The sequence below is a fragment of the Bartonella sp. M0192 genome (assembly GCF_016102305.1).
GTDB lineage: Bacteria > Pseudomonadota > Alphaproteobacteria > Rhizobiales > Rhizobiaceae > Bartonella > Bartonella apihabitans.
This window is the reverse complement of the sequence record NZ_JACFOU010000001.1, coordinates 1,037,856-1,060,107: the sequence shown is the minus strand read 5'-3', so window position 1 is coordinate 1,060,107 and position 22,252 is coordinate 1,037,856. Positions and strand designations below refer to the sequence as shown.

Annotated in this window: 19 protein-coding genes and 1 pseudogene; 5 read left to right on the top strand and 15 right to left on the bottom strand. The window is 46.0% G+C overall.

The annotated features are described in order from the left end of the window. Positions 1 to 41: 41 nt before the first annotated feature. The 3 genes from H3S82_RS04620 to H3S82_RS04610 form a co-directional block, all read right to left on the bottom strand. Positions 42 to 890, bottom strand: coding sequence for a S49 family peptidase (locus H3S82_RS04620; protein ID WP_246785236.1), 849 nt, complete (start codon positions 888 to 890; stop codon positions 42 to 44). Between the two features lie 102 nt (positions 891 to 992). After that, positions 993 to 1,799, bottom strand: a complete 807-nt coding sequence (locus tag H3S82_RS04615) for a tRNA1(Val) (adenine(37)-N6)-methyltransferase (RefSeq protein WP_198232201.1) — start codon at positions 1,797 to 1,799, stop codon at positions 993 to 995. Continuing rightward, positions 1,777 to 2,004 carry a DUF2007 domain-containing protein gene (locus H3S82_RS04610; protein ID WP_198232200.1) on the bottom strand — a complete coding sequence of 76 codons (228 nt, stop codon included), beginning with the start codon at positions 2,002 to 2,004 and terminating at the stop codon, positions 1,777 to 1,779. The genes H3S82_RS04615 and H3S82_RS04610 overlap by 23 nt, the downstream gene beginning before the upstream one ends. A 174-nt stretch (positions 2,005 to 2,178) precedes the next feature. Between H3S82_RS04610 and H3S82_RS04605 the strand changes: the two genes are divergently transcribed. The 5 genes from H3S82_RS04605 to H3S82_RS04585 all read left to right on the top strand — a co-directional run bounded on the left by H3S82_RS04605 (position 2,179) and on the right by H3S82_RS04585 (position 9,531). Continuing rightward, complete coding sequence (locus tag H3S82_RS04605; RefSeq protein WP_246785235.1) at positions 2,179 to 3,195, top strand: polyprenyl synthetase family protein; 1,017 nt, start codon at positions 2,179 to 2,181, stop codon at positions 3,193 to 3,195. Between the two features lie 133 nt (positions 3,196 to 3,328). After that, on the top strand, positions 3,329 to 5,077 hold the full coding sequence (locus H3S82_RS04600; RefSeq protein WP_198232199.1) for a tetratricopeptide repeat protein: 1,749 nt from the start codon (positions 3,329 to 3,331) through the stop codon (positions 5,075 to 5,077). Positions 5,078 to 5,213: 136 nt separating this feature from the next. Next, a complete protein-coding gene (locus H3S82_RS04595) occupies positions 5,214 to 6,158 on the top strand; it encodes a glycine--tRNA ligase subunit alpha (protein WP_077970729.1) in 945 nt (314 codons plus the stop codon). Next, complete coding sequence (gene glyS, locus H3S82_RS04590; RefSeq protein ID WP_198232198.1) at positions 6,158 to 8,452, top strand: glycine--tRNA ligase subunit beta; 2,295 nt, start codon at positions 6,158 to 6,160, stop codon at positions 8,450 to 8,452. Before H3S82_RS04595 ends, glyS begins: the two co-directional genes overlap by 1 nt. A gap of 167 nt (positions 8,453 to 8,619) precedes the next feature. Continuing rightward, on the top strand, positions 8,620 to 9,531 hold the full coding sequence (locus H3S82_RS04585; RefSeq protein ID WP_198232197.1) for a bestrophin family protein: 912 nt from the start codon (positions 8,620 to 8,622) through the stop codon (positions 9,529 to 9,531). Between the two features lie 253 nt (positions 9,532 to 9,784). Here the strand turns inward: H3S82_RS04585 and H3S82_RS04580 are convergent, their stop codons facing one another. From H3S82_RS04580 to H3S82_RS04525, 12 genes and pseudogenes are all read right to left on the bottom strand, one after another. Beyond that, entirely contained in the window at positions 9,785 to 10,051 is a 267-nt protein-coding gene (locus H3S82_RS04580) for a YodC family protein (RefSeq protein ID WP_078039207.1), read from the bottom strand. 992 nt (positions 10,052 to 11,043) lie between these two features. Then, positions 11,044 to 11,523, bottom strand: a complete 480-nt coding sequence (locus H3S82_RS04575) for a F0F1 ATP synthase subunit B (RefSeq protein ID WP_077973457.1) — start codon at positions 11,521 to 11,523, stop codon at positions 11,044 to 11,046. Between the two features lie 9 nt (positions 11,524 to 11,532). Beyond that, positions 11,533 to 12,105, bottom strand: coding sequence for a F0F1 ATP synthase subunit B (locus H3S82_RS04570; protein WP_198232196.1), 573 nt, complete (start codon positions 12,103 to 12,105; stop codon positions 11,533 to 11,535). A gap of 161 nt (positions 12,106 to 12,266) precedes the next feature. Beyond that, positions 12,267 to 12,497 carry a F0F1 ATP synthase subunit C gene (locus H3S82_RS04565; protein WP_075870187.1) on the bottom strand — a complete coding sequence of 77 codons (231 nt, stop codon included), beginning with the start codon at positions 12,495 to 12,497 and terminating at the stop codon, positions 12,267 to 12,269. A gap of 57 nt (positions 12,498 to 12,554) precedes the next feature. After that, positions 12,555 to 13,313 carry a F0F1 ATP synthase subunit A gene (locus H3S82_RS04560; RefSeq protein WP_077970718.1) on the bottom strand — a complete coding sequence of 253 codons (759 nt, stop codon included), beginning with the start codon at positions 13,311 to 13,313 and terminating at the stop codon, positions 12,555 to 12,557. An 11-nt stretch (positions 13,314 to 13,324) separates the two neighbouring features. Further along, complete coding sequence (locus H3S82_RS04555; RefSeq protein WP_077970716.1) at positions 13,325 to 13,744, bottom strand: AtpZ/AtpI family protein; 420 nt, start codon at positions 13,742 to 13,744, stop codon at positions 13,325 to 13,327. Positions 13,745 to 13,979: 235 nt separating this feature from the next. Then, positions 13,980 to 14,573: pseudogene (locus H3S82_RS11175) on the bottom strand (cell wall hydrolase); the annotation flags it as partial. Between the two features lie 974 nt (positions 14,574 to 15,547). Continuing rightward, positions 15,548 to 16,975: a ribosome biogenesis GTPase Der gene (der, locus tag H3S82_RS04545; protein ID WP_198232195.1), complete on the bottom strand. Its 1,428-nt coding sequence runs from the start codon at positions 16,973 to 16,975 to the stop codon at positions 15,548 to 15,550. A gap of 3 nt (positions 16,976 to 16,978) precedes the next feature. Continuing rightward, complete coding sequence (locus tag H3S82_RS04540; protein ID WP_198232194.1) at positions 16,979 to 17,650, bottom strand: tetratricopeptide repeat protein; 672 nt, start codon at positions 17,648 to 17,650, stop codon at positions 16,979 to 16,981. A gap of 107 nt (positions 17,651 to 17,757) precedes the next feature. Continuing rightward, on the bottom strand, positions 17,758 to 18,900 hold the full coding sequence (locus H3S82_RS04535) for an aromatic acid exporter family protein (RefSeq protein WP_198232193.1): 1,143 nt from the start codon (positions 18,898 to 18,900) through the stop codon (positions 17,758 to 17,760). Further along, complete coding sequence (locus tag H3S82_RS04530; protein ID WP_198232192.1) at positions 18,897 to 20,669, bottom strand: SLC13 family permease; 1,773 nt, start codon at positions 20,667 to 20,669, stop codon at positions 18,897 to 18,899. The genes H3S82_RS04535 and H3S82_RS04530 overlap by 4 nt, the downstream gene beginning before the upstream one ends. Positions 20,670 to 20,747: 78 nt before the next feature. After that, positions 20,748 to 22,142, bottom strand: coding sequence for an MFS transporter (locus H3S82_RS04525; protein ID WP_198225134.1), 1,395 nt, complete (start codon positions 22,140 to 22,142; stop codon positions 20,748 to 20,750). Positions 22,143 to 22,252: the final 110 nt, after the last annotated feature.

Here is a 22,252-nt window from a genome sequence, read left to right as displayed (position 1 = left end):
GAAACGACTATTGTTATATCTTCCTTTAAGAATTTGTCTTTTTAAAGTCCATAGCGCTGCCACAAAGCCCTCTCTTCTGCCGACTGGATAAGACCATCAAGAGTTGACGAGACCAAACCCGCCGAAATTGCCGGAGTTTTGCGCCCTAACAAGCTTCTTGAAGCTGAAACAAGACGCATTTTTGCATCGTGCCCATAGCGTTGTTTGATCAAAGAACGTAAATCGGAAAGTTCATCAACAAGGCCAAGCTCCTTGCCCTTTTTGCCCGTCCAGAACATGCCGGTAAACAGATTGGGATCCTCGACGAGTTTGGAACCCCGACTTTCCTTTACGAGATTGATGAAGGTTTCATGAATTTCGAGTTGCAGAGCTTTCAAGTGATCAACATCCGCCTTTTTTTCAGGCTGGAACGGATCAAGCGAAACTTTGTTTTTACCGGCTGTATAAACGCGGCGTTCGACACCGATTTTTTTAAGCAATTCCGGAAAACCGAAGGATGCCGAAACCACGCCGATCGAGCCAACAACCGAAGACGGATCTGCAAAAATTTCGTCTCCGGCACAAGCAATCATATAGCCACCGGATGCAGCAACATCTTCAACAAAAACCAGAACGCGTTTATGCTTTTCTTCCGCAAGGTCACGAATGCGGCGGTAAATCAGGCGCGATTGAACAGGAGAGCCACCCGGAGAGTTGAGAGAAATAGCGACAGCCGGAGCTTCTTTGTCTGAGAATGCTTTTTCAAGAGCGTTTGCACAAGAACTCAGTGATAAAGTTTGACGCAAAGGGGAAGAAGCTTCCATAATCATCCCTTGCAGCCGCACAACCGGAATCTCGACAGCATTGGAACGAAAGCGGCGTGGAATAAAACGTTTGAAAAAGCCTGACAAAGTTTAAACTCCTGACAAAAATCTGCTTTAATGGCTTAAAAAAATGCACCATTGTCATTTAAGATGTAAATGGCAAAAGGCAATATTTTGTTAAAATTTCGCTCAAATACTCTGCCAAATACTCATTTTACCATTATTGATTGCATCGACGAGCGGCGAAAAAGCATGAAGATCATCATCATGAATGTAAAGTGCTGGCATCAGAGAAAGCGGTGCTTTGCTTGCTCTCTTGGCATGAACAAGAATGCGAATTGCTGCGCTGTTTTTGCGCGAATGAACCGGAAATACTAGAACATCACCGAAGCGCCCCTCAAATGCTTTGAGAATTTCTGCCAAAGATTGTGGCCGCGCAATCAACCCCAAATAACCCGAAGGTCTTATGATTGCCGCAGCAGTGCGAATCCAGTCTTCAAACATATGATCAGACATAACATGCGCTTCGGCTTTCAAATTGTCTGGTGTTTTACGGTCAAAAGGTGAATTGAAAGGCGGATTCATAATTGCAAAATCGAAAGCATTGTCAGAAAGCCCCGCCTCTTGTCTTTGCTTGCCCCTTAAAGTTACATCGGCCAAAATAACATTGATCCGTGGCGCAATTGCAGCGTTTTCCGGAAGTGCAATGCTTTTTCGCGCAAAATCGACCATTTCCGTAGCGCGTTCAACCAGAGTGACCTCGACATTTTTACACCGGGAGGCAACAGCAAAGCCTGCTGCACCGGCACCGGCGCCGAGATCGACAATTTTTCCCTTGAAATCGGTTGGCACGAGCCCGCCCAGCAACATTGCATCCATGCCTGAACGGTGCCCGCCACTTTTGGGCTGAACCAGATAAAATCCGCCACGATGGAAGACATCGATCGTTTCATTCAAGGAGGAAGTATCCAATTTATTGTCTTTGTGATAGTTCATGGGCCAAGCCTGCATCTACCATAATTTGCCTTGCTTCTTCAGCATATTCTTCGCCGACAAGAAAGCGCCGTCTGATTGCTCCGAGAGACCCTTCTGCAACGCTGGTGTTCTGATCGGTTACAAAATAAACGATCCCCTCCGATTTCATAAGGCTTTCGACAAATGAAATGAGAACAATGTCGTTGGTGTCAAACAATTCAATCATAAAACTATCTTGCATATTTTCTTTTTGAAGGGCAGCCGGACGAAGAAGAAAATGGCATTTTTTCCTGAATTTTTTTTCAAAACGCTCTATCTTAAATAATATCGTGCTTGAGTTGAAAGACTTGCTTCATTAAGGTGCAGACAAAAAATCAGGAAATTTCCAGGAGAATGGGCATTGGTCGCTGAGAACAAAACAGGTCAAAAAGCCGAATATCAGGCATCTATAAAGCCGCTTATTGATATTACAAAAGATGATATGCAAAAAGTAAATGAACTTATCATTGCTATGGCCGGTTCCGATGTAGAAATGATTCCTGAAGTTTCGAACCATCTTATTTCTTCCGGCGGCAAGAGATTGAGACCGATGTTGACCCTCGCTTCTGCACGCTTGTTCGGTTATCAGGGGTCGGGGCATATCAAGCTGGCAACAGCGGTTGAATTTATGCACACAGCAACTCTTCTTCATGACGATGTTGTCGATGATAGCGATATGCGTCGGGGAAAATCCACCGCCAGAATGATCTGGGGCAATGAGGCAAGTGTTCTCGTCGGCGACTTTTTGCTTGGGCAAGCATTCAAGATGATGGTTGAAGTCAATTCGATGGACGCTTTGTCGGTGCTCGCAAATGCTGCGGCAATTATTGCAGAAGGTGAAGTTATGCAGCTTGCGGCTGCAAAGCATCTGACGACAACAGAAGACGAGTATCTCAAAGTTATCAATGCCAAAACTGCCGCGCTTTTTTCTGCAGCAGCAGAAGTCGGCCCTATCATTGCGGGATGTGGGGAAAAAGAACGTCAGGCTTTGAGACATTACGGGACTTCGCTCGGACTTGCTTTTCAGCTTGTCGATGACGCACTTGACTATGGCGGCAATTCCAAAAATCTGGGTAAAAATACCGGAGATGATTTCCGCGAAGGCAAAATTACTATGCCTGTTATTCTTTCCTATATTCGTGGAGACGATGAAGAAAAAAACTTCTGGAAACAATCTCTTGAAGAGGGAAAAAATGATGATGATGCGCTAGCCCATGCGCTGAAACTCATGAAGCAACATCATAGTCTTGAAGATACAATCAAAGCAGCGCGCCATCATGGCAATGAGGCATTGAAGGCTCTTGACGGGCTTAAACCCGGCAAGGAAAAAGCAGCATTATGCGAAGTGATCGAGTTTTGTATTTCCCGGGTGAATTAACTTCGCACAAAAACAGCGTTCTTATAAATTCTTATAAAAATGACGGGGAATTGATGGAATTTTTAAACAAATTGGCTGGATATATCCTATAAAGGTTGCCAACCTGTTTTATGTTGGAAAAAGGATCTTTTCTATGCAAGCCGCGAAAATGACTCGCCTGATTGCACTTTTGACTGCCGGCACAATTTTGATGACAGCCTCCGCTTTTGCAAAAAAAGAAGAACCTGTCAAAGCGGGGTCGTTTGCCGGAGCTTATTTGGCAGGTCGCATCGCAGCGAGCGACAACAATGTCGATCTTGCTATTTCCTATTTCAAACAGGCCCTCGGTTTTGAACCGGATAACGTATCCATGCAGCAGGATATGCTTTTAACCCTTTTATCTGCAGGCGAGTTCAAAGACGCTGTCAAACAGGCAAAACGGCTCAAAGGCAATGCTGATGTGGAACGCTATGTCAGGCTTACACTTGCAAGTGATGCCTTTATCAGAAAAAATTACATTGGCGCAAAAAGTGAGCTCGAATTTTCCGATCCCTCCGACATGGATAAACTTTCGTCCGGATTGATGGGAGCATGGGCAACATTCGGACGAGGAAATACAAAAGGCGCCATTCAAGAAGTCAAAGATCTTCTCGGACCGGTTTGGTATGATTTATTTCTAAGTTATCATATGGCGCTGATGAACGATCTTGCCGGACATAAAGATGAGGCAGAGCGCTACTACAAGCAGGCGTTAAACGACCGACAAGGTGGTGCTGCCGCACCTGACACCTATGAACGTATCATTATTTCTTATGCATCGTTTCAATTGCGCAACGATAAACACGACGAAGCACTCGCCACCTTACGCGAAGGCGAGAAAATGCTTACCGGACGTGATGCATTGAAAAACATCCGTCAACGGATTGAAGACGGAAGTTCTCTGGATATGGTGGTCAAAACGCCGCAAGAAGGTGCGAGCGAAGTGCTTTATGATCTCGGCACAGCCATTAACCGTGGGGGTGCGGAGGCGTTTGCACGTATTTTCCTCCAATTGTCTGAAGCGATGCGTCCCCACAATGACGCAACACTTTTCCAGCTTGCCGATATTTCCTCCAAACTGGAAGAAAACAACCGCGCGATCGACACCTATCAGGAGATACCGGTAAAATCACCTTATTATCGGGATGCGGAGCTGAGACTTGCGCTTATTCTGGCTGACACAGGAAAGAGCGAAGAAGCCATTCGTCACCTTTCGGCACTTGAAAAAGAATTTCCGGAAGACCAACGTATTTCAATGGCAATGACCGGCGTCTATATGCAAGACAAAGCTTATGACAAGGCCGCTGCTGTGATGGATCGTGCGATTTCCCGCATTCCCCATCTTGAACAAGAAAACTGGTTGATGCTCTATCAACGCGGCATGGCGGAAGAGCGGTTGAAAGAATGGGATAAGGCCGAACCGGACTTTCGAAAAGCGCTGGAACTCTATCCTAACCAGCCGCAGGTATTGAACTATCTTGGCTATTCATTAATCGATCGCAATGAAAAACTTGATGAAGCATTGAATATGGTCAAGAAAGCGGCCGAACTGCGGGCACAAGATGGCTATATCGTCGACTCTCTCGGATGGGCCTATTATAAACTCGGTCGCTATGACGAGGCCGTCAAAACATTGGAAAACGCGGTCAAATTACGCCCCGAAGACGCAACCATCAATGATCACCTTGGTGACGCTTATTGGATGGTCGGACGCAAACTTGAAGCCACATTCCAGTGGAATCATGCAATTGCCGGAAAACCCGAACCGGAAGAATTAACAAAAATTCAGGAAAAGTTGAAATCCGGTCTAAAAACACCGGCATTGGAAAAATCTGCTGAAAAAACTGATAGCAAGCAAAATTAAACGGGCAAAGCTGTTGCTCTATAACTGTTTTGATTTCTCTCGTCTCTTGACCATAGGGGCGTGAAAGCATAGACATTTTTCATGCCGGAATTTCCCTTTCCGGATATGTTTTTATCAATCTCAAAAGGGTAATATCGTGAGCCTACCCGAATATCTTGATCCGAAACGCTCTTTTCAGGGTCTTATCCTGACGTTGCAGAATTATTGGGCGCAATATGGTTGCGCTGTTTTGCAGCCATATGACATGGAAGTGGGAGCTGGTACTTTTCATCCGGCGACAACCTTGCGGTCACTGGGACCTCGTCCATGGAAAGCTGCCTATGTACAACCTTCGCGCCGTCCGACCGATGGTCGCTATGGTGAAAATCCGAACCGTTTACAACATTATTATCAATTCCAGGTTTTGCTCAAACCTTCACCTGATGATTTACAGGATCTTTATCTCGGATCTTTGCGGGCTATCGGACTTGATACACATCTCCATGATGTGCGATTTGTTGAAGATGACTGGGAAAGCCCGACCTTGGGAGCATGGGGGCTTGGCTGGGAATGCTGGTGCGACGGTATGGAAGTATCGCAATTCACCTACTTTCAACAGATTTGCGGCATTGAATGTTCTCCCGTTTCGGGAGAGCTAACCTATGGTCTGGAACGGCTCGCAATGTACATCCAAGGCGTTGACAATGTTTATGATTTGAATTTCAACGGACGTGAAGGTGAAGATAAAATAAGCTACGGAGATATATTCCTGCAAGCAGAGCAGGAATATTCGCGTTTCAATTTCGAATTTGCCGATACCGAACTTTTGCACCGCCATTTCATTGATGCAGAACGCGAATGCGCGGCTATTCTGGAAGCAGGAAAACCTCAAGAAAAAGGCGGACTTCACCTTTGTGTCATGCCGGCTTATGACCAATGTATCAAAGCCAGTCACGTCTTCAATCTTTTACAAGCGCGCGGTGTCATATCTGTTACCGAAAGACAAAGCTATATTTTGCGGGTTCGCGATCTTGCGCGCCGTTGTGGTGAAGCTTTTCTGTTAACCGACGCCGGTGGCGCAAATTACAAAGGAGAAGCCTGATGCCCGACCTTCTTCTGGAACTTTTTAGTGAAGAAATCCCCGCCCGTATGCAGCGTAAAGCCGCAGGCGACCTGAAAAAACTCGTTACCAACGGACTTGTTGACAATGGTCTTGTTTACGAAGCAGCGCGCGAATATTGGACACCACGGCGCTTGACACTCGATATCAGAGGTTTGAGTGCCCGTTCGAAAGACGTTCATGAAGAGCGCAAAGGCCCAAGCGTGAAAGCTCCCGAGCAAGCCATAAACGGTTTTTTACGCTCTGCCGGATTGAGCAATATAAGCGAGGCAGAAGTTAAAACCGATCCCAAGAAAGGGGATTTCTATATCGCCCGAATTACCAAAAAAGGGCGCAGTGCCGAAGAAATTATTGCCGATATAATGCCTGATATTATTCGCAGTTTTCCTTGGCCGAAATCCATGCGCTGGGGCAAGCAATCGACAAAACAGGATGCCTTGCGCTGGGTCCGTCCTTTGAAAAATATTTTGTGCGTTTTCGGGCCTGAAAATGATGCAACGGAAGTCGTTCCTTTCGAGGTGGCAGGACTTAAGAGCAACAACATAACTTATGGCCACCGTTTCTTGAGCGATGGCAAGCCGATCGAAGTTCGTCGTTTTGAAGATTATGTGACGAAGCTCGAAAACGAGAAAGTCATTCTGAATGGCGATCGCCGCAAGGAAATCATCCTTGCCGATGCACGCAATCTATGTTTTGCCAAGGGGCTTGATCTGGTCGAGGATGAGGGACTGGCCGAAGAAGTATCAAACCTCGTTGAATGGCCTGTCGTTCTTATGGGCGAATTCGAGGAAAGCTTTTTGCAAATTCCTGCCGAAATCATTCGGCTCACCATCCGCATCAATCAAAAATGCTTTGTCACCCGCAAACAGGGGGAAGAGCAAAAACTATCCAATCACTTCATATTGGTATCCAATATTGCTGCACCTGATGGTGGCAAAGAAATAGCACGAGGCAATGCCAAAGTTGTGCGGGCGCGTTTGTCGGATGCCTTGTATTTCTGGCATACCGACCAGCACAACCTACCCGATCTTTCCGAGCTCTCTCTATCGGCGGAAAAACTTGGCCTTGATTTGAAGAAGCCGCTTGACCAACGGATGGCGCGCCTTGACCATTTGAATGTAACCTTTCACGCAAAACTCGGCACACAAGGGGCAAGAGTCGAGCGCATTACCGCTCTTTCTTCAATCATTGCTCCGCTGGTTGGCGCCGATGCCAAACTTGCAAAACGCGCCGCACTCCTTGCAAAAGCCGATTTGCAAACAGAAGCCGTTGGCGAATTTCCCGAACTCCAAGGCGTCATGGGGCATAAATATGCTCTTCTTCAAGGCGAAGACGAAAGCGTTGCTGCAGCTATCGAAGAACATTATAAGCCTCAAGGACCAACGGACAGCGTTCCGCGTGCCCCTGTTTCAATTGCCGTTGCCCTTGCCGACAAGATTGACACTCTTGTAGGCTTCTGGCTTATCGACGAAAAGCCGACCGGTTCGAAAGATCCTTTTGCGCTGCGGCGTGCATGTCTCGGTGTCATCCGCCTGCTCCTTGCGCGCGATTGGACAATCCATCTTATGCCGATTTTCAAACAGGCAATCGGTCTTATTTCACGCCACACGATAGAACGCGCATTGAGCCTCTATGAAGATGGTTTGCGTCATGAAAACGCAAAAGAAACCGACGCCGCAGAAGATGTCGATAATGCACTTTCAATGGAGGAAAAGAAGCTCGAGAAGGAAGTGGCTGCAAAAACCGAGCCGGTACTCGCCGATCTTTTATCCTTCTTCCATGAGCGCCTCAAAGTTTATCTCAAAGACGAAGGTGCCCGCCACGATGCTATCGATGCTGTCATGCAAGATGATGACGATGATCTCTTGCAGGTTGCCCGTCGCGTCGAGGCCTTGATTTCCTTCATTAATACTGATGACGGGAATAATCTGATTGCCGGCTTCAAACGTGCGTTCAATATTCTGGAAGCCGAGATCAAGAAAAAAACCCGGATTGCTGAAAATGTTGATCCCGAGCTTTTCATTGAAGAAGAAGAAAAATCACTTTTCAACGCTATCGTCGATGCTGAAAACAAGGTGAAATCCCACATTGCTTCCAATGATTTTTCGGGAGCTTTGCTCGTGCTTGCGGGATTACGTCAGCCTGTTGATGCATTTTTTGAAAAAGTACTCGTCAATGACAATAATGACGCAGTAAGGGCAAACCGGTTGTCACTCTTGCAACGCATCACAACAGTGACTGGAAAGGTGGCCGATTTTTCCAAACTTGCCGGTTGAAAGTTACAAGGGAATCCGCCTGATCAAGCCCCGATTTGAATTGTTTTCAAAATCGGGTTTGTCGGGCGGTGACCGCACTTTATTGCCCTCAAACGGCCACAAAGAATATTATAAAATTTAAGAGTTGCCGGTGATTGGATATTGTTTTACCGGCAGCGGAGAATGAAATGATTATCCGTAAACGGCCGGGTTTTTTGCGGCTTTTTTTCGTATTGCATGGCTCTATTCTTCCGGCCATTGCACCACAACTTGTCGCAATTCTAATTCTTTCAACCGCCTTGGTATTAGCCCACCATTTTTATCCCCGCGTCATACCGACCTATAATAACGGGACCGCGTTCATGATGCTTGGCATTGCGCTGTCGACCTTTCTGGGCTTCCGCAACAATGCCTGTTATGACCGATGGTGGGAAGGGCGAAAAGTTTGGGGAAAAATTATTTCCGGCTCCCGCGATCTCATTCGCCAAGCCGCTGTATTGACTGAACATGAAACTGAACGGAAAACTCTACTGGAGCTCACATCCGCATTTTCCCACAGCCTTGTTGACCATTTAAAGGGTTCATCATCCCTTCCCTCGTTGATTTCTAACTATCCGGAAGAATTCATAAGAGCCTATCAGGAAAGTCATAATAAGCCTTCGTTCATCCTGAATGAGATTTCAAAGTGCCTTGCAACATTGCATCGACAAAAAGCTCTGAGCGATATCCAATATCAAATGTTTGATAAAAGCTTGACCGAGCTTAATGAAAACCAGACTTCATGCGAGAGATTGAATAATACCCGCGTACCCTTCGCTTATACGCTTCTCCTCCATCGCACGGCTTATATATATTGTTTTCTCATTCCGTTCGGTTTTACCGATATACTCGGTTGGTGGACACCGGTTGCAAGCCTCCTTGTTGCTTATACGCTATTTGGCCTTGACGCGCTGAGCGACGAGTTGGAAAGACCATTCAGCAATATCGATAATGTCCTTCCGATTTATGCCATGGCAACAATCATCGAGCGCGACGTTTGCGCAGCTTTAGGGCTTCCTCTTCCAAGACCTGTTGAACCGGTCGATTTCATATTAAGATAGGAACACTATTCGAGGTCGGAACGCTATTGATTGGTAATCGGGTTAGTCCGGCCAAAAGTAATACGCGGGCTACAGGGATTTGATTTGCGACCGGCAAAACGATGTAAAATGATGTAAACCGACACAAGAAACGGGCGTATAAAAATACCGCTTTAAAACCTAACGATTGCTTCAATCAAAAGAAGTTTCAAAGCGGTTTTGCAAAAATTCAAAACGGTTCTTTAACAAACCGGATACTTTTATCGGCATAAATCTAGACAGACTTCTTATCGGCTTTTTTTGCGGCCTTGAATGTGGCCATAGCCCTGCCATTTTCTTCAATTTTGATCTTGCTTTTATTCTTTGAAGATTTGCGCTTCTCTCCCTCGTCCACAAGCTCAAGCGTGTCTTTGCGGAAAATTGCCGTCTTCAAATGTTCATCTTTGAACCATACGCAAGAAATTTTGCTATTATTGACTTTATCGACAGTCATTTTAGGACCGCCGGATTTTAACCGAACAATATTGCCAGCTTTAAACATTTTATATCCCTCTAAACGCTCCAATTTTGACAACCAACGTCACAAAAGCTTCAAACTTTTAAAAAGGTTTTACTATATATAAGCTCTAACCAGAAGATATTTTAGCTTTGCTTTCCATAATTTGTCCATGAGGCAAAGAAAAATATTTAATTGTTCGAAAACGCCATGCAAATTTCCGGAAGCTTGGGGAAAAATAGAGATATAGCAATCGGGAGAGATGTCGTTCTACAAACTATCAACCACAATTGCGAAATTGCTTACCCCCGACTTGAAAATGATAGGAACGTGAAAAATAGAGTTCCTTGTACCTATTTTCACTTCCACTCGCGCATTTTCTCTTTCCGTTTCATTTCTAAAGCAACCTCAGCTTGAAGTTTCCAAACCGGAGCTTTCAAATGCAATTGAAAGAGATTTGATAACGGGCAGTCAATTACCGAAAATTGGATAGCCCCCCTTCAAGGCTCGAAACAAAAATTTCAATCATTTTCCGGCTCCTCGGTCTGGCATTATAGCGCAAACTATATTGCCGTTCCCGTTTCCGTTTTTCGCAGCTATCGGCTGCATTAAACGTCATGCTTCAGCAACGGTATTAAACTTCGTGCTTTATCGGCTGCATTAAACGTCACGCTTTATCGCTGGCATTTAGCTTGCTCTCTGTCGCTTGCATTAAACTTGACGCTTTACCGCCAGCATTAAACTTTGGGCTTCATCGCCACCAGCATTAGGCTTGGCGCTTTACTGTCTGCATTAAACGTCACGCGTTATCATCGGCATCAAACACCCGCTCGGGTGTGCGTGTCGAAAACGCGAAAGGGCTCAACAAGAAAATGGATTACTGCGGAAAATGCGCTTCGCACGACTGCCGTCTTAAAACGAATAACGATGGAGCTATTTTTCCAAGCCTGAAAAACTTTGTTGTCAAAAGGCACAAAAAAACCACGCTTTAAGCGTGGTTTTCAGTGATCTTTTCGCCCTGTATTCAAGACGGAATTTTAATTAAGGTGGGCTTTGACATCAGCAAGCGAATCCTTAATAAGACTTGCCGATTTTTTGTCGTCAATTTCCTTGACCAACATTTCTTTTGCCGCAGCGACAGCAATATCAACAACTGATGCTTTAACGGCGTCGATTGCTTCCGATTCCGCATGGGCAATTTTTTGTTCTGCCATTTTGTTACGGCGGGCGACATAATCAGCCATTTTCTGGTGAGCATCTTTTGCAAGCAGTTCTGCTTCACGTTTTGCGGCTGCAATAATCTCTTTTGCTTCCTTTTCCGCCTGTTCGCGTTTGGCCTGATAAACAGCCAGAAGTTCCTGAGCTTCTTCACGCGTACGACGTGCTTCATCAAGTTCACTGCGAATGAGTTCGGCACGTTTATCCAGAAAACTATTAAGAAGTGCAGGCACTTTGTAATAGACAAGAACGGCGATAAAAAGCAGCAATCCTATCAGCGCCCAGAACGTATCTGTCATCATGACTTTTTACTCCAAACCGCTTACTGCCTTGACCGCTGCCGTTGCAGCCGAAGTACTGACCTTCTTTCCGATCAGTTCTTCAACAATCTCTGCTGCTGTCGTCTCGGCAATCTTGTTAACATTACCCATAGCGTTGTTTCGGATTTTTTTAATTCTCTCTTCGGATTCTGCCAGCTTTTTATCAAGCTCGGCTTCCGACTTTTTACGTTCTTCATCAACCTTGTTGCGAATTTCATCGGCGGAGCTTTGTGCAATTGCAATAGCACGAGAGCGCGCTTCAGAAAGCTCACGTTCATAGGAAGCAATGGCGCTTTCACGCTCCATATTCATACGTTCCGCTTTATCATGGTCGGAAGCAATTCTATCCCGTCGGATTTCAATTGTACCACCAATACGCGGAACAATGACCCTGGATATGAATATATAAAACAGGCCAAAACAAATAATGAGCCAGAATATATGCGATTCGTAGTATGAAAAATCAAAAGGCGGAAAAACACGCCCTGCATGTTGTGCAGCTTCGCCCGCATGTTCTACTGGCGTTTCGACAGTTTGCGCAAGTGCGCTAGATAGAAACATCCCGTTTTACCCTCTCACAAGCTCCAATGCTTTTGAAAAACAAATGGTAACAGCCTTGCGGCAGCTTAAGGTTTTTCTTTTTGCTTTTGGCTCTAGCTAAAGAGCGTGTGGCAGGCTTTACGCCTGCCTCGCCAAATGCAATAGCCAAAGGCATTTACTTATCAGACAGCGAAGAGAAGCAGAATAGCAACGAGCAACGAGAAAATGCCCAGAGCTTCTGTAACAGCAAAGCCGAAAACCAAACGTGCAAACTGACCATCGGCAGCAGACGGATTGCGAAGAGCACCCGAAAGATAGCTACCAAAAATGTTACCTAGGCCGAGAGCTGTACCTGCCATACCAAAGCAGGCGAGACCAGCGCCTATATATTTTGCTGCGAGTGCTAATTCCATATCATTCTCCTTTGAAGCAAAATCGCATTTAAAAGCGGTGGAAGCCCACCAGTTTCATCAATGTCCGGGATGCACCGCATCAGCAAGGTACATACAGGTTAGAATAGTAAAAACATAGGCTTGAAGAAACGCCACAAGAACCTCGAGTGCAGTGACTGCAACAGTCATTATAAGAGGCAGGATCGAGCCACCGATGCCGGCTGCTCCCAAGCCTATCATAGAGACAACAAAACCGGCAAACACTTTCAGTGTAATGTGTCCTGCCAACATGTTAGCAAAAAGACGAACGGATAGGCTAATCGGACGAGACAAAAACGAAATAACTTCGATTATTGTCACCAGTGGCAAGATGATAACCGGCACACCGGACGGAACAAACAATCTCAAAAATCCGAACCCGTTCTTGATAAAACCGTAAATAACCACGGTAAAAATGACCAGCATCGCAAGAGCAAATGTAATGGCGATCTGCGATGTGACGGTATAGAAATAAGGGAAAAGACCTAAAAAGTTGGCTACAAGCACAAATATGAATATCGAAAACACAAGCGGGAAAAACCGCATTCCTTGTGCCCCCGCCGAACCGCGCAACATATTGGCAACAAATTCATAGGTAATTTCCGAAATTGATTGCATTCGGGTCGGGACAATTCCACGACTTGAAGAAGATGCAAACAGGAACATTGAGGAAAAAACCACTGTTATTGCCATGAAGAGCGAAACATTGGTGAATGATAAATCCATATTTCCGAAAGAAATATTGATCAGCTTAGACATCTGAAACTGATGAATAGGATCTGGACCGCTCGCTGACACCTTAACCTCTTTTACTCGGGCTTATTAGGCCCCTCATCTTGGCGCGATGCGCCGTTTTTGCCAATTTGACTGGGAGCCACAGCCCCCACCGACCGTAATATATTCAATACTCCGGCAGAAAATCCAAGGAAAAGAAAAATAATCAATCCCCACGGCGATGTTCCTGCCAATTGATCAATACCTAACCCTAGTATAACACCAACCACAACACCAGCCAAAAATTCACTGGATAATCTGATTGCTTGTGCCATCCCCTTTGGCGGTCCAGATTCCCCCTCTTCATGATCCGGTTTTTTGGCCGAATTATAACGCGCCAATTTTTCTTGCAGATTTCGCCTGCGTATTTCCAGATCCGAAGGCTCAGGACTACCCCCCTGCTCCGGTATTCGAGCACCTCTCTCAGGCTTATCAGGTTTATCACCTTTCGCCATATTTGGCCCCTTAATCCCAAATGCAAAGTAAAGGTCTGACCTCTAGAGTTTGGGCGCAACATATTGTTACGAGAGGCATTCGTCAAGCCGCCATTCCCCAAGATCAAAAGGAATTTTCTTTAAACGGGAAAGTAAAGGCTTCCGTTAACTTCATTTTGTTCGCAACAAAATCGGAAGAATATTCACAACTTATTGTTTTTTAATGTTTTTTCATGATAAAAGAATAAGTTTAATATCAAATCCAGCCGCCATAGCGGGTGCGATAAAAAATATGCAAGCCGATTTTGTCCACTTTTATCATTGTGCGTGCCCAGCGGGGGCGAACATAGACGGCATGATAGTGAGTAGCCGAACCGACTTCGGGAAACCATATCTGACCAGCCGAAACAGCACGCGCAACTTGCTGGGCAACAGTCCATTGCGCTATTTCGGTTACTCTGTGCTTGCGACCATCACAAGCAAATGAAAACTGGCAATGATTGATCCAGTTGGTGTTCTGGTAAACGACTCCACAAATCGTATTCGGATAGGCCGGATTTCTCACTCTGTTCAAAACAACCTGAGCCACAGCCGCTTGTCCCTTTATTGATTCTCCGCGGGACTCGAAATAAACAGCTTCTGCCAGACATTTCTGCTCTTTTGCCGAAAAAGCCTCGGGCGGCAAAGGTGTGGCAGCCCAGGCATGATCATTACGCCCGATCGGCGGAATAAAGCGACCATTACGGTCGATCTGGGAATGTTTTTCCGTTAGCACACTATCGAATGCGCTGGTATCGACCTTTGCGTTGGCAGGAGCATAGGCAAGAGCCATCACGTCAGGATTGTCGTTGGTAACAAGGTTCTTGAGAATCTTCGGAACCGGAAGTTTCGCGACCGGTTTTTTTTGAGGAATAACGAGAGCTATTTTTGCCCCGGATTTTTGATCGGCGTTATCTTTCTTCTCGACATCATTTTGTGACGCGTCATTTTCAGGGGCTGTTCTTTGAGCCATCTCGAATGAACCAACCTGTTGGAAACTTTCTGAAAACGGCGTAATTCTGCCGCTGTTCAAGAGCCATTCCGGTTCGTCACTATAGGATATATTGTAACTTTCGTCCTCTGCATGTTCTAAAGCTTTACTCTTTTCCCGTTTGACATCAGGATTGGAAGCATCATTGTCGGAAGCGAGGTCAATTTTTTTCTGGCTCAACGAATCTGGCCGGACATTTCCGGATAATTCGATACCGGAAGCCTTCATCGGCTCAACAAGCGAAGAGGCATTGATCGATTTATTTCTCGAATCATGAGCCAAAACCGATTTTTGAGATGAAAAGCCCCCATCCATATCAAGCTTGTGAATGGATGATGCTGCTAAAACCGAAAGGCTTGCTCCAAGAAAAAGCGGCAAAACACGGAATTTCCGTTTTTCTTGCTTCAGAATGACAGGCGCTTCGTAGAAACGCCCCTCTGGCATGTAATAAGAGGATGCGGTGCGAAGCACATCACTCCGCTTTCCTTTGTTACCATGACGGCGCAAAGACGGTATGAAAGATACTTCAAACACCACATCACTCCAACGCAAATACGCTTACGCAAAACAAAAAGAAAAACTTGTTTTCTGTGGGTGTGAAGATAGCCTGACCAACCTTTATTTATGGTTAACAAAAACCACCTTATTCGTTGATTTTATTGATTAATTTTTCATTAATTTGGAAAAATGGTTAACGCCGAAATTGTGCGTTTATCGGCGTTTTTGAAAGTCACAAAGCCGATTTGTTAATATTCCTGAATAATGTGCAAACGAAATTTTTTTAAAAAAACGACTCAGCGTTTTTTAGCCCGTCCGGCAAATGGATTGTCAGAGGTGGTCATTGTCAGCCTTATCGGAACGCCAGGCATGTCAAAAGAATCACGCAAACCGTTTACAAGATAGCGCAGATAGGATTGAGGCATGGCCTCGGGTCGCGAACACGAAACCACGAAGACAGGTGGACGGGTCTTGATCTGTGTAATATATTTCACCTTTAAACGCCGTCCGGAAACAGCCGGTGCCGGATGATAGGCTGTTATTTCCGCAAGCCACCTGTTGAGCTTACCTGTGGATATACGGCGATTCCAGATACGGTGAACCAGCTCTACGTTTTCCATGAGGCGGGCTATTCCCTCGCCTCTTTCGCCGGATACAGGAACAGCCCTCAAACCCCGCACTTGGGGTAAAAGCCGCGCACATTCCTCGTGCAATCGTGCTAGCGTTTCCTGCCTGTTTTCGATCAAATCCCATTTATTAAAAGCAATAACCGGCGCACGACCTTCGCGAATTACAAGATCGGCTATTTGCAAATCCTGTTTTTCGAAGGGAATTGTCGCATCAAGGACAATGATAACAACCTCGGCAAAACGGATAGCACGCAATGTTTCGGCTACCGAGAGCTTTTCGAGTTTCCCCTCGACTTTTGATTTCCTTCGCAAGCCGGCAGTATCGTAAAGTTTGATCTCGCGATCTTTCCAACGCCAATCGACCGAAATCGAATCACGGGTAATTCCTGCTTCGGGACCGGTCAACAAACGGTCTTGACCAAGCATTGTATTGATGAGCGTTGATTTTCCGGCATTCGGTCGGCCAACAATTGCAATACGCAAAGGTTTTGTCGAATCATAAGCCGGTTCATCCGCTTCAGGGTCGTCAATATCTTCGCCAAAGGTCGTTTTGTCCTGACGAAGCTTTTCGTCTTCGAGAGTTCGAGCGAAGACCTTTTCTTTCCCCACCGCTTCAACTATAGCGTCGCGCAAATCCTGAAGGCCGAGCCCATGTTCGGCAGAAATAGGACATGGCTCGCCAAGACCGAGAGACCATGCTTCATAAAATCCTGCTGTGGCCTGTTTCGACTCCGATTTATTGGCAACCAATACAATCGGCTTACCCGACTTGCGAACAAGTGAGGCAAAATTCAAATCGCTTGATGTCATGCCACTTTTTGCATCAAGCACAAAAAGGATAAGATCCGCTTCGTCAATTGCCGCTTTGGTCTGGGCACGCATACGCCCTTCCAGTGTATCGCTTTTGGCTTCTTCGAGGCCTGCGGTATCAATGACATCAAATCGTAAATCCATCAGGCGAGCAGCATGGCGCCGTCGATCTCTCGTCACACCTGGTGTGTCGTCAACAAGAGCCAATTTTTGTCCGACGAGACGATTAAACAGTGTCGATTTGCCTACATTGGGACGACCGACAATTGCAATGGTCAAACCCATTTTCTATTCCTTGGCTATAGCACCGGAGCTTTGCATAAGTTCAAGCATAAGACGCGAACGTTCTGTGGCTTTGAAGCCGTCCATGCCTTCATCGACAATCTTCTGGAAATAATAACGGGCATCGTCCATTTTTCCGGCTTTGTAAGCTGAAAGCCCGAGAGCTTCACGAGCCATAATGCGTGTTGAATCAACATCGGTTGCAAGATCTTTCACGCGTTTTTCGACATCTTCGAAAGAACCACTGTCAACAAGAACATAGGCTGCCCGAATTTTGGCAACTTTGTGTAAAATTTCCGGAGCGTTTTTATTACCGGCAACCTTGTCAAATTCGGCTACTGCTTTGGTAGCGTCGCCCTGTTTCATGAATATTGCCGCTTTTCTTAAAGCCGCCAAAAAAGGATAATCGCCAAAACCGGATTTCTCAACATCATCGAGTTTTGTCAATGCTTCATCAAAATTACGCTCGTCAGAAAGGTCGAAGCTTATGAGCAGTGTATCCCCGATACGTCCGGCTTTCGAAGATTGCCAGTGGTCATAAATTTGATAAATGCCGGTACCGAGCACAAGAATAACAGCTGCCAGAATAAGATAAGGGCCATAATTCCCCCACAAGGCTTTCGCCTTCTCCTGACGGATCTCTTCATTCACCTCACGAATAAAACTTTCATTCGACATTATCTTTTCCTGTCAAAAACGGCGTTCTAGGGCTTTTAAGCATAATTTAACAAAGATGGTAGTCCTTATCATGAAAAAAGGTCACAATAAGATCATCCCCTTCTTTTTTACAACTTTTTATCTTTTTCTTCATCGGCAAGAAGAGCTTCTGCACGTTTGCGTTCAGCAATTTGTTCTCTCACGGCGTCAAGAATTTGCTTTTTCCGATAAGCGGCAAGACGATTTCTCCTTGTCCTGCTTTTATAGAAACGTGCAAGTGTCGTTTCTACCATTTCAATGTCAATCACGCATTCGCGCCATGTCAATGAGGCTTCGGCTCTGCCTGAGCGATCCGGAAATACAAATTCTTGCCCCAATTTTGCTTCGCCAGCAATAAAATGACAATTTTCGACAATGAGTTTTAACGCCTCTATCAGCCATTCGGGTGGCGCTTCCCGCCCTTTGCGTATTGCGTTTACCATGGCCTCACAAAAAAGAAGCGACGAAGCGTAAAGTCTGATGCCTGACTGATCGTAGCGGGCAGAAAGTGAAACGACTTCGCGTGACGATAATCGTCCGCGCAATGTCCAACGGGCATTCGAGCGCGCTACGTCAATTGCTCCGATTAGCCCGATCAGTGCCGAATGGGTACGGCTGCAACTCTTCATTGCTTTGATAGCATCCGAAACATCGTTTCTCTCAAGCGCATCGGCTGCGAGTGTGAAATTCAAAGCCACTTCTTTAAAAAACCGTTCCACTGCCAAATGCAGGGTTTTCAGTGGATCGGGCGTAAACAGGATTTGGCTGAAAATAAGACCGATCGACGTTCCGACAGCGACATCAATCGCGCGGGTCCAGCCGGCAACATCTGCTCCTAACGCAAAAACCATAACTGCCGAAATGCCTGCCTGAATAATAATGGCGGGAACAATGGAATAAGCCGATGCAATCGTCATCCCCGCAAATCCCACAATAACAATACGCACTTCGGTCGGCATGGGAGGAAGGAGCAATGTCAATTCTCCGACTGCCACACCTGTCAACACGCCGATCAATACATAGATTGCCTGACGCCCATGGCTGGGGACCCCCGGAGCCAAGCAGATAAGCGCCGTCATTGCCGCATAGATCGGGTGTTCATGGTCAAGAAAATGGACCGAGATAAACCATGCAAGACCGGCAGCAAGGCCAGCACATAGAGCATCCTTCCAGCTCAACCTGACCTGATTGAGTGCTTGCTTAAACTTGAGCTTAAAACCGATGGTCATCATGTAAGCGGCCACACCCACATCAACATCGGAACTGAAACCACCGCTATGAGAAAACTTAAAGGCGCACCAAGCCGTGGATAATCACTGAAATGATAACCACCCGGCCCCATAACGAGCATATTACACTGATGACCAATGGGGGTCAGAAAATCACATCCCGCACCGATTGCGACAGCCATCAGAAATGCTTCCGGTTTGAATTGGAGTGATTCGGCAAAGCTCGTTGCAATCGGTGCCATAACCATGACTGTTGCCGCATTATTGAGAAATGGAGTAACGAGCATTGCGGCAACGAGAATAACCGCCAGCGCACCGGAAGGCGGCAGCGACGACGCAAACATACTGAGCCAATGACCGATAATTTTTGTGCAGCCGGTTTTTTCCAATGTCTCGCTCACCGGTATCAGCGCTGCAAGCATGACCAATATTTGACCATCGAGTGCCTGATAAGCCTCTCTTGCAGGTATGACCCGAAAAACGATCATGGCAACGGCTGCCGCAAAAAAAGCAAGTGCGACCGGAACAATTTGCAATGCTGTGGCCACAATTGCAATAAACAGGATAGTCAAGGGCACCAGACCATGCCGCAAACTGCCAAACATGATGTTACGCTTGGCGAGCGGAAGGCATTTCAATTCTTGCAGCAGATCCGGAATAATATCATCACGTCCCTGCAAAACAATCACATCACCAAGCCTGAAAACAATATCTCCCAGTCTTTGCCTTACACGTTCCTGAGGACGACTCAAGGCTAACAAATTGACATCGTAACGATCAAAGAGATTAAGTCTTTTTGCATTGATCCCTATAAGGGGGGAATTGTCGGTGACAACTGCTTCCACAACATCTATCTGACGCAATTTGTCACCCGTCTGGACATCACGACCTTTGGCAATATCAAGTTTTGCAGCATTGATGACCGAATCGAGACCACTATGCGTGCCTTCAAGAACAACTGTGTCTCCCTCTGCCAGCGCAAAATCCGGCAATGGAGAGATCAGTGTCTTGTTTCTGATGATTTGTAAAACCATGGCATCTCCTGCCGCCGGTTTGACGAGATCGGAGATTTGTTTACCGATCACTGTCGAGCCGCTAACGACACGGGCTTCCGAGATATAATCACGGCTTGCCAAGCCACTGGCAGGCGACGCAGATTTACGCGCGCGTGCCGGCACCAACCATGAGAAAAAAACGAGATAAAGGACACCGACTGCGGCAACAGTTGCGCCAACCGGAGTAAAGTCGAACATGGTGAAACTTTTGCCGACAAGATGCTCTCGCATGGCAGAAACGACAACATTGGGCGAAGTGCCTATCTGCGTCATCAAGCCCCCGAGCAACGCACCGAATGACATAGGCATAAGAAAAATCGAAGGCGAGACATTGGAGCGGCGGGCGAACTGGAATGCAATCGGCAGCATAATGGCCAAAGCACCGATATTTTTGACAAAAGCCGAAAGTACCGTGACCACAATAACCAGAAAACAAAGTTGCAGCCGAACAGATTTAACATCCGGCCATACCCGTTGGATGATAAGTTCCATTATTCCGGAACGAGCGACCCCTGCACTGACAAGTAAGGCACTTGCAACGATAATCACGATGTCGTCGCTAAATCCCTTAAAGGCCTCTTTCGGACTAACAATACCGACCGCACAGGCAAGCAATAACGTCAAGACTGCTACAACATCGTAGCGAAAGCGATCCCATATGAAGACTGCCATCATGAGACCAATGATGGAAAAAGCCATAATCTGATCTGCTGTCATAATAAGATGCCACCCACCTCTTTTATTCATCTCCTCGGCCGACCTGTTCCAGAAAGTGGCCTATGGCTTTTTTAAAATCTAGCTCTTCACATGTCCGGCGACAAGATCTCCTGCATTGTGTTTCAAGCGTAACAATCCCCATAATGGCAGGAGGCTTATAAAAGCAACGATATAAAATGCTAGTTTGAATGGTAGGAGGGACATTTCAAGTTCGGCACCGGTTATCTGAGCGGCGGCTCGCAAACATATTGCGCCTAATGCAATTCCAAGACCTATGTTCAATTGGAAAATTGTTGAAAACAATGTGTTGGCACCGTTCATTTCTTCGTCCGGAACATCGGCAAATGCAATTGTATTCAAAGCCGTGAACTGGATAGAACGGAACACGCCACTCAACGTCAGCACGACCACCATCAATGAAACCGGCATTCCGCGTGAAAAGGTTCCACATAGGGCTATAAATAACGCATTGAAAAGACAATTGACAACGAGTGTGCGCTTGAAACCGAAATAACGCATAAGCGGAGTTGTAAATGGTTTGATTGCAAGAGTACCGGCAAAAATCGGCATTAATAGAAACCCAGCCTCGGTCGATGTAAAACCCATCGCCAATTGGGCCATCAACGGCAGGATAAAGATCACGGCATTGGATGTCATCCTGAAACCTGTCCCGCCATATATCGAGACGGCAAATGTTTGATAAGACAGAGCTTTTAACGAAACAAGCGGTGCCTTGGCATGTTCAAGATGAAAAATACTCCATGAAAGCAGTGTCACACCAATAACAAAACAAGTGATAACAAGTGGTGTGAGACCATGGCTATCACCGACTTTTTCTGCAGCAAAAAGAAGGGTGGCAAGTCCTATGCCTGTAAGCAGGAAGCCCATAAGGTCGAAAGATCGCGGTGTTTTCAATTTTTCATCAGGAAAGATTTTCAAACTGAAAAGAAGGATAATAAAACCTAGCGGAATATTGAGATAAAAAATCAGACTCCAGTGAAAATATTGGGCGATAAAACCACCGAGCGGCGGCCCCAAAATCGGTGCGACCAATCCCGGCCAGGTGAGAAGAGCAATTGCTTCGACAAGCTTGTTCTTCGGGGTTTGACGCAAAACAACGAGGCGACCGACCGGAACCATGAGTGCACCACCCATGCCTTGCAAGATGCGGGCACAAATGAAAAAAGTCAAATTGGGCGATAGTCCGCATAATAAAGACGCAAAGGTAAAAGTGAGAACGGCTAATGAAAACATAGAACGCGAACCGAACCTGTCTGTCAGCCAACCGCTTGCAGGAATAAAGACACCGAGTGTGAGCATATAGGCACTCATGCCGGTGTTTATATTTACAGGATCTGTTGCAAATGTTTTGCCCATTGCAGGCAATGCCGTTGCAATAACGGTTGCATCAAGATTTTCCATGAAAAACGCAGCCGCAACGAGAACAGCGACCCAACGGGCTTGATGTGTCATTCCGGTTTCATGAGCTTGTTTTTCGGATATCCGCATGCATCACACTTTCATTGCGCACATTTTTCGAAAATAATGAATATCAAATCATTTTTATATCGTGACGTGACATA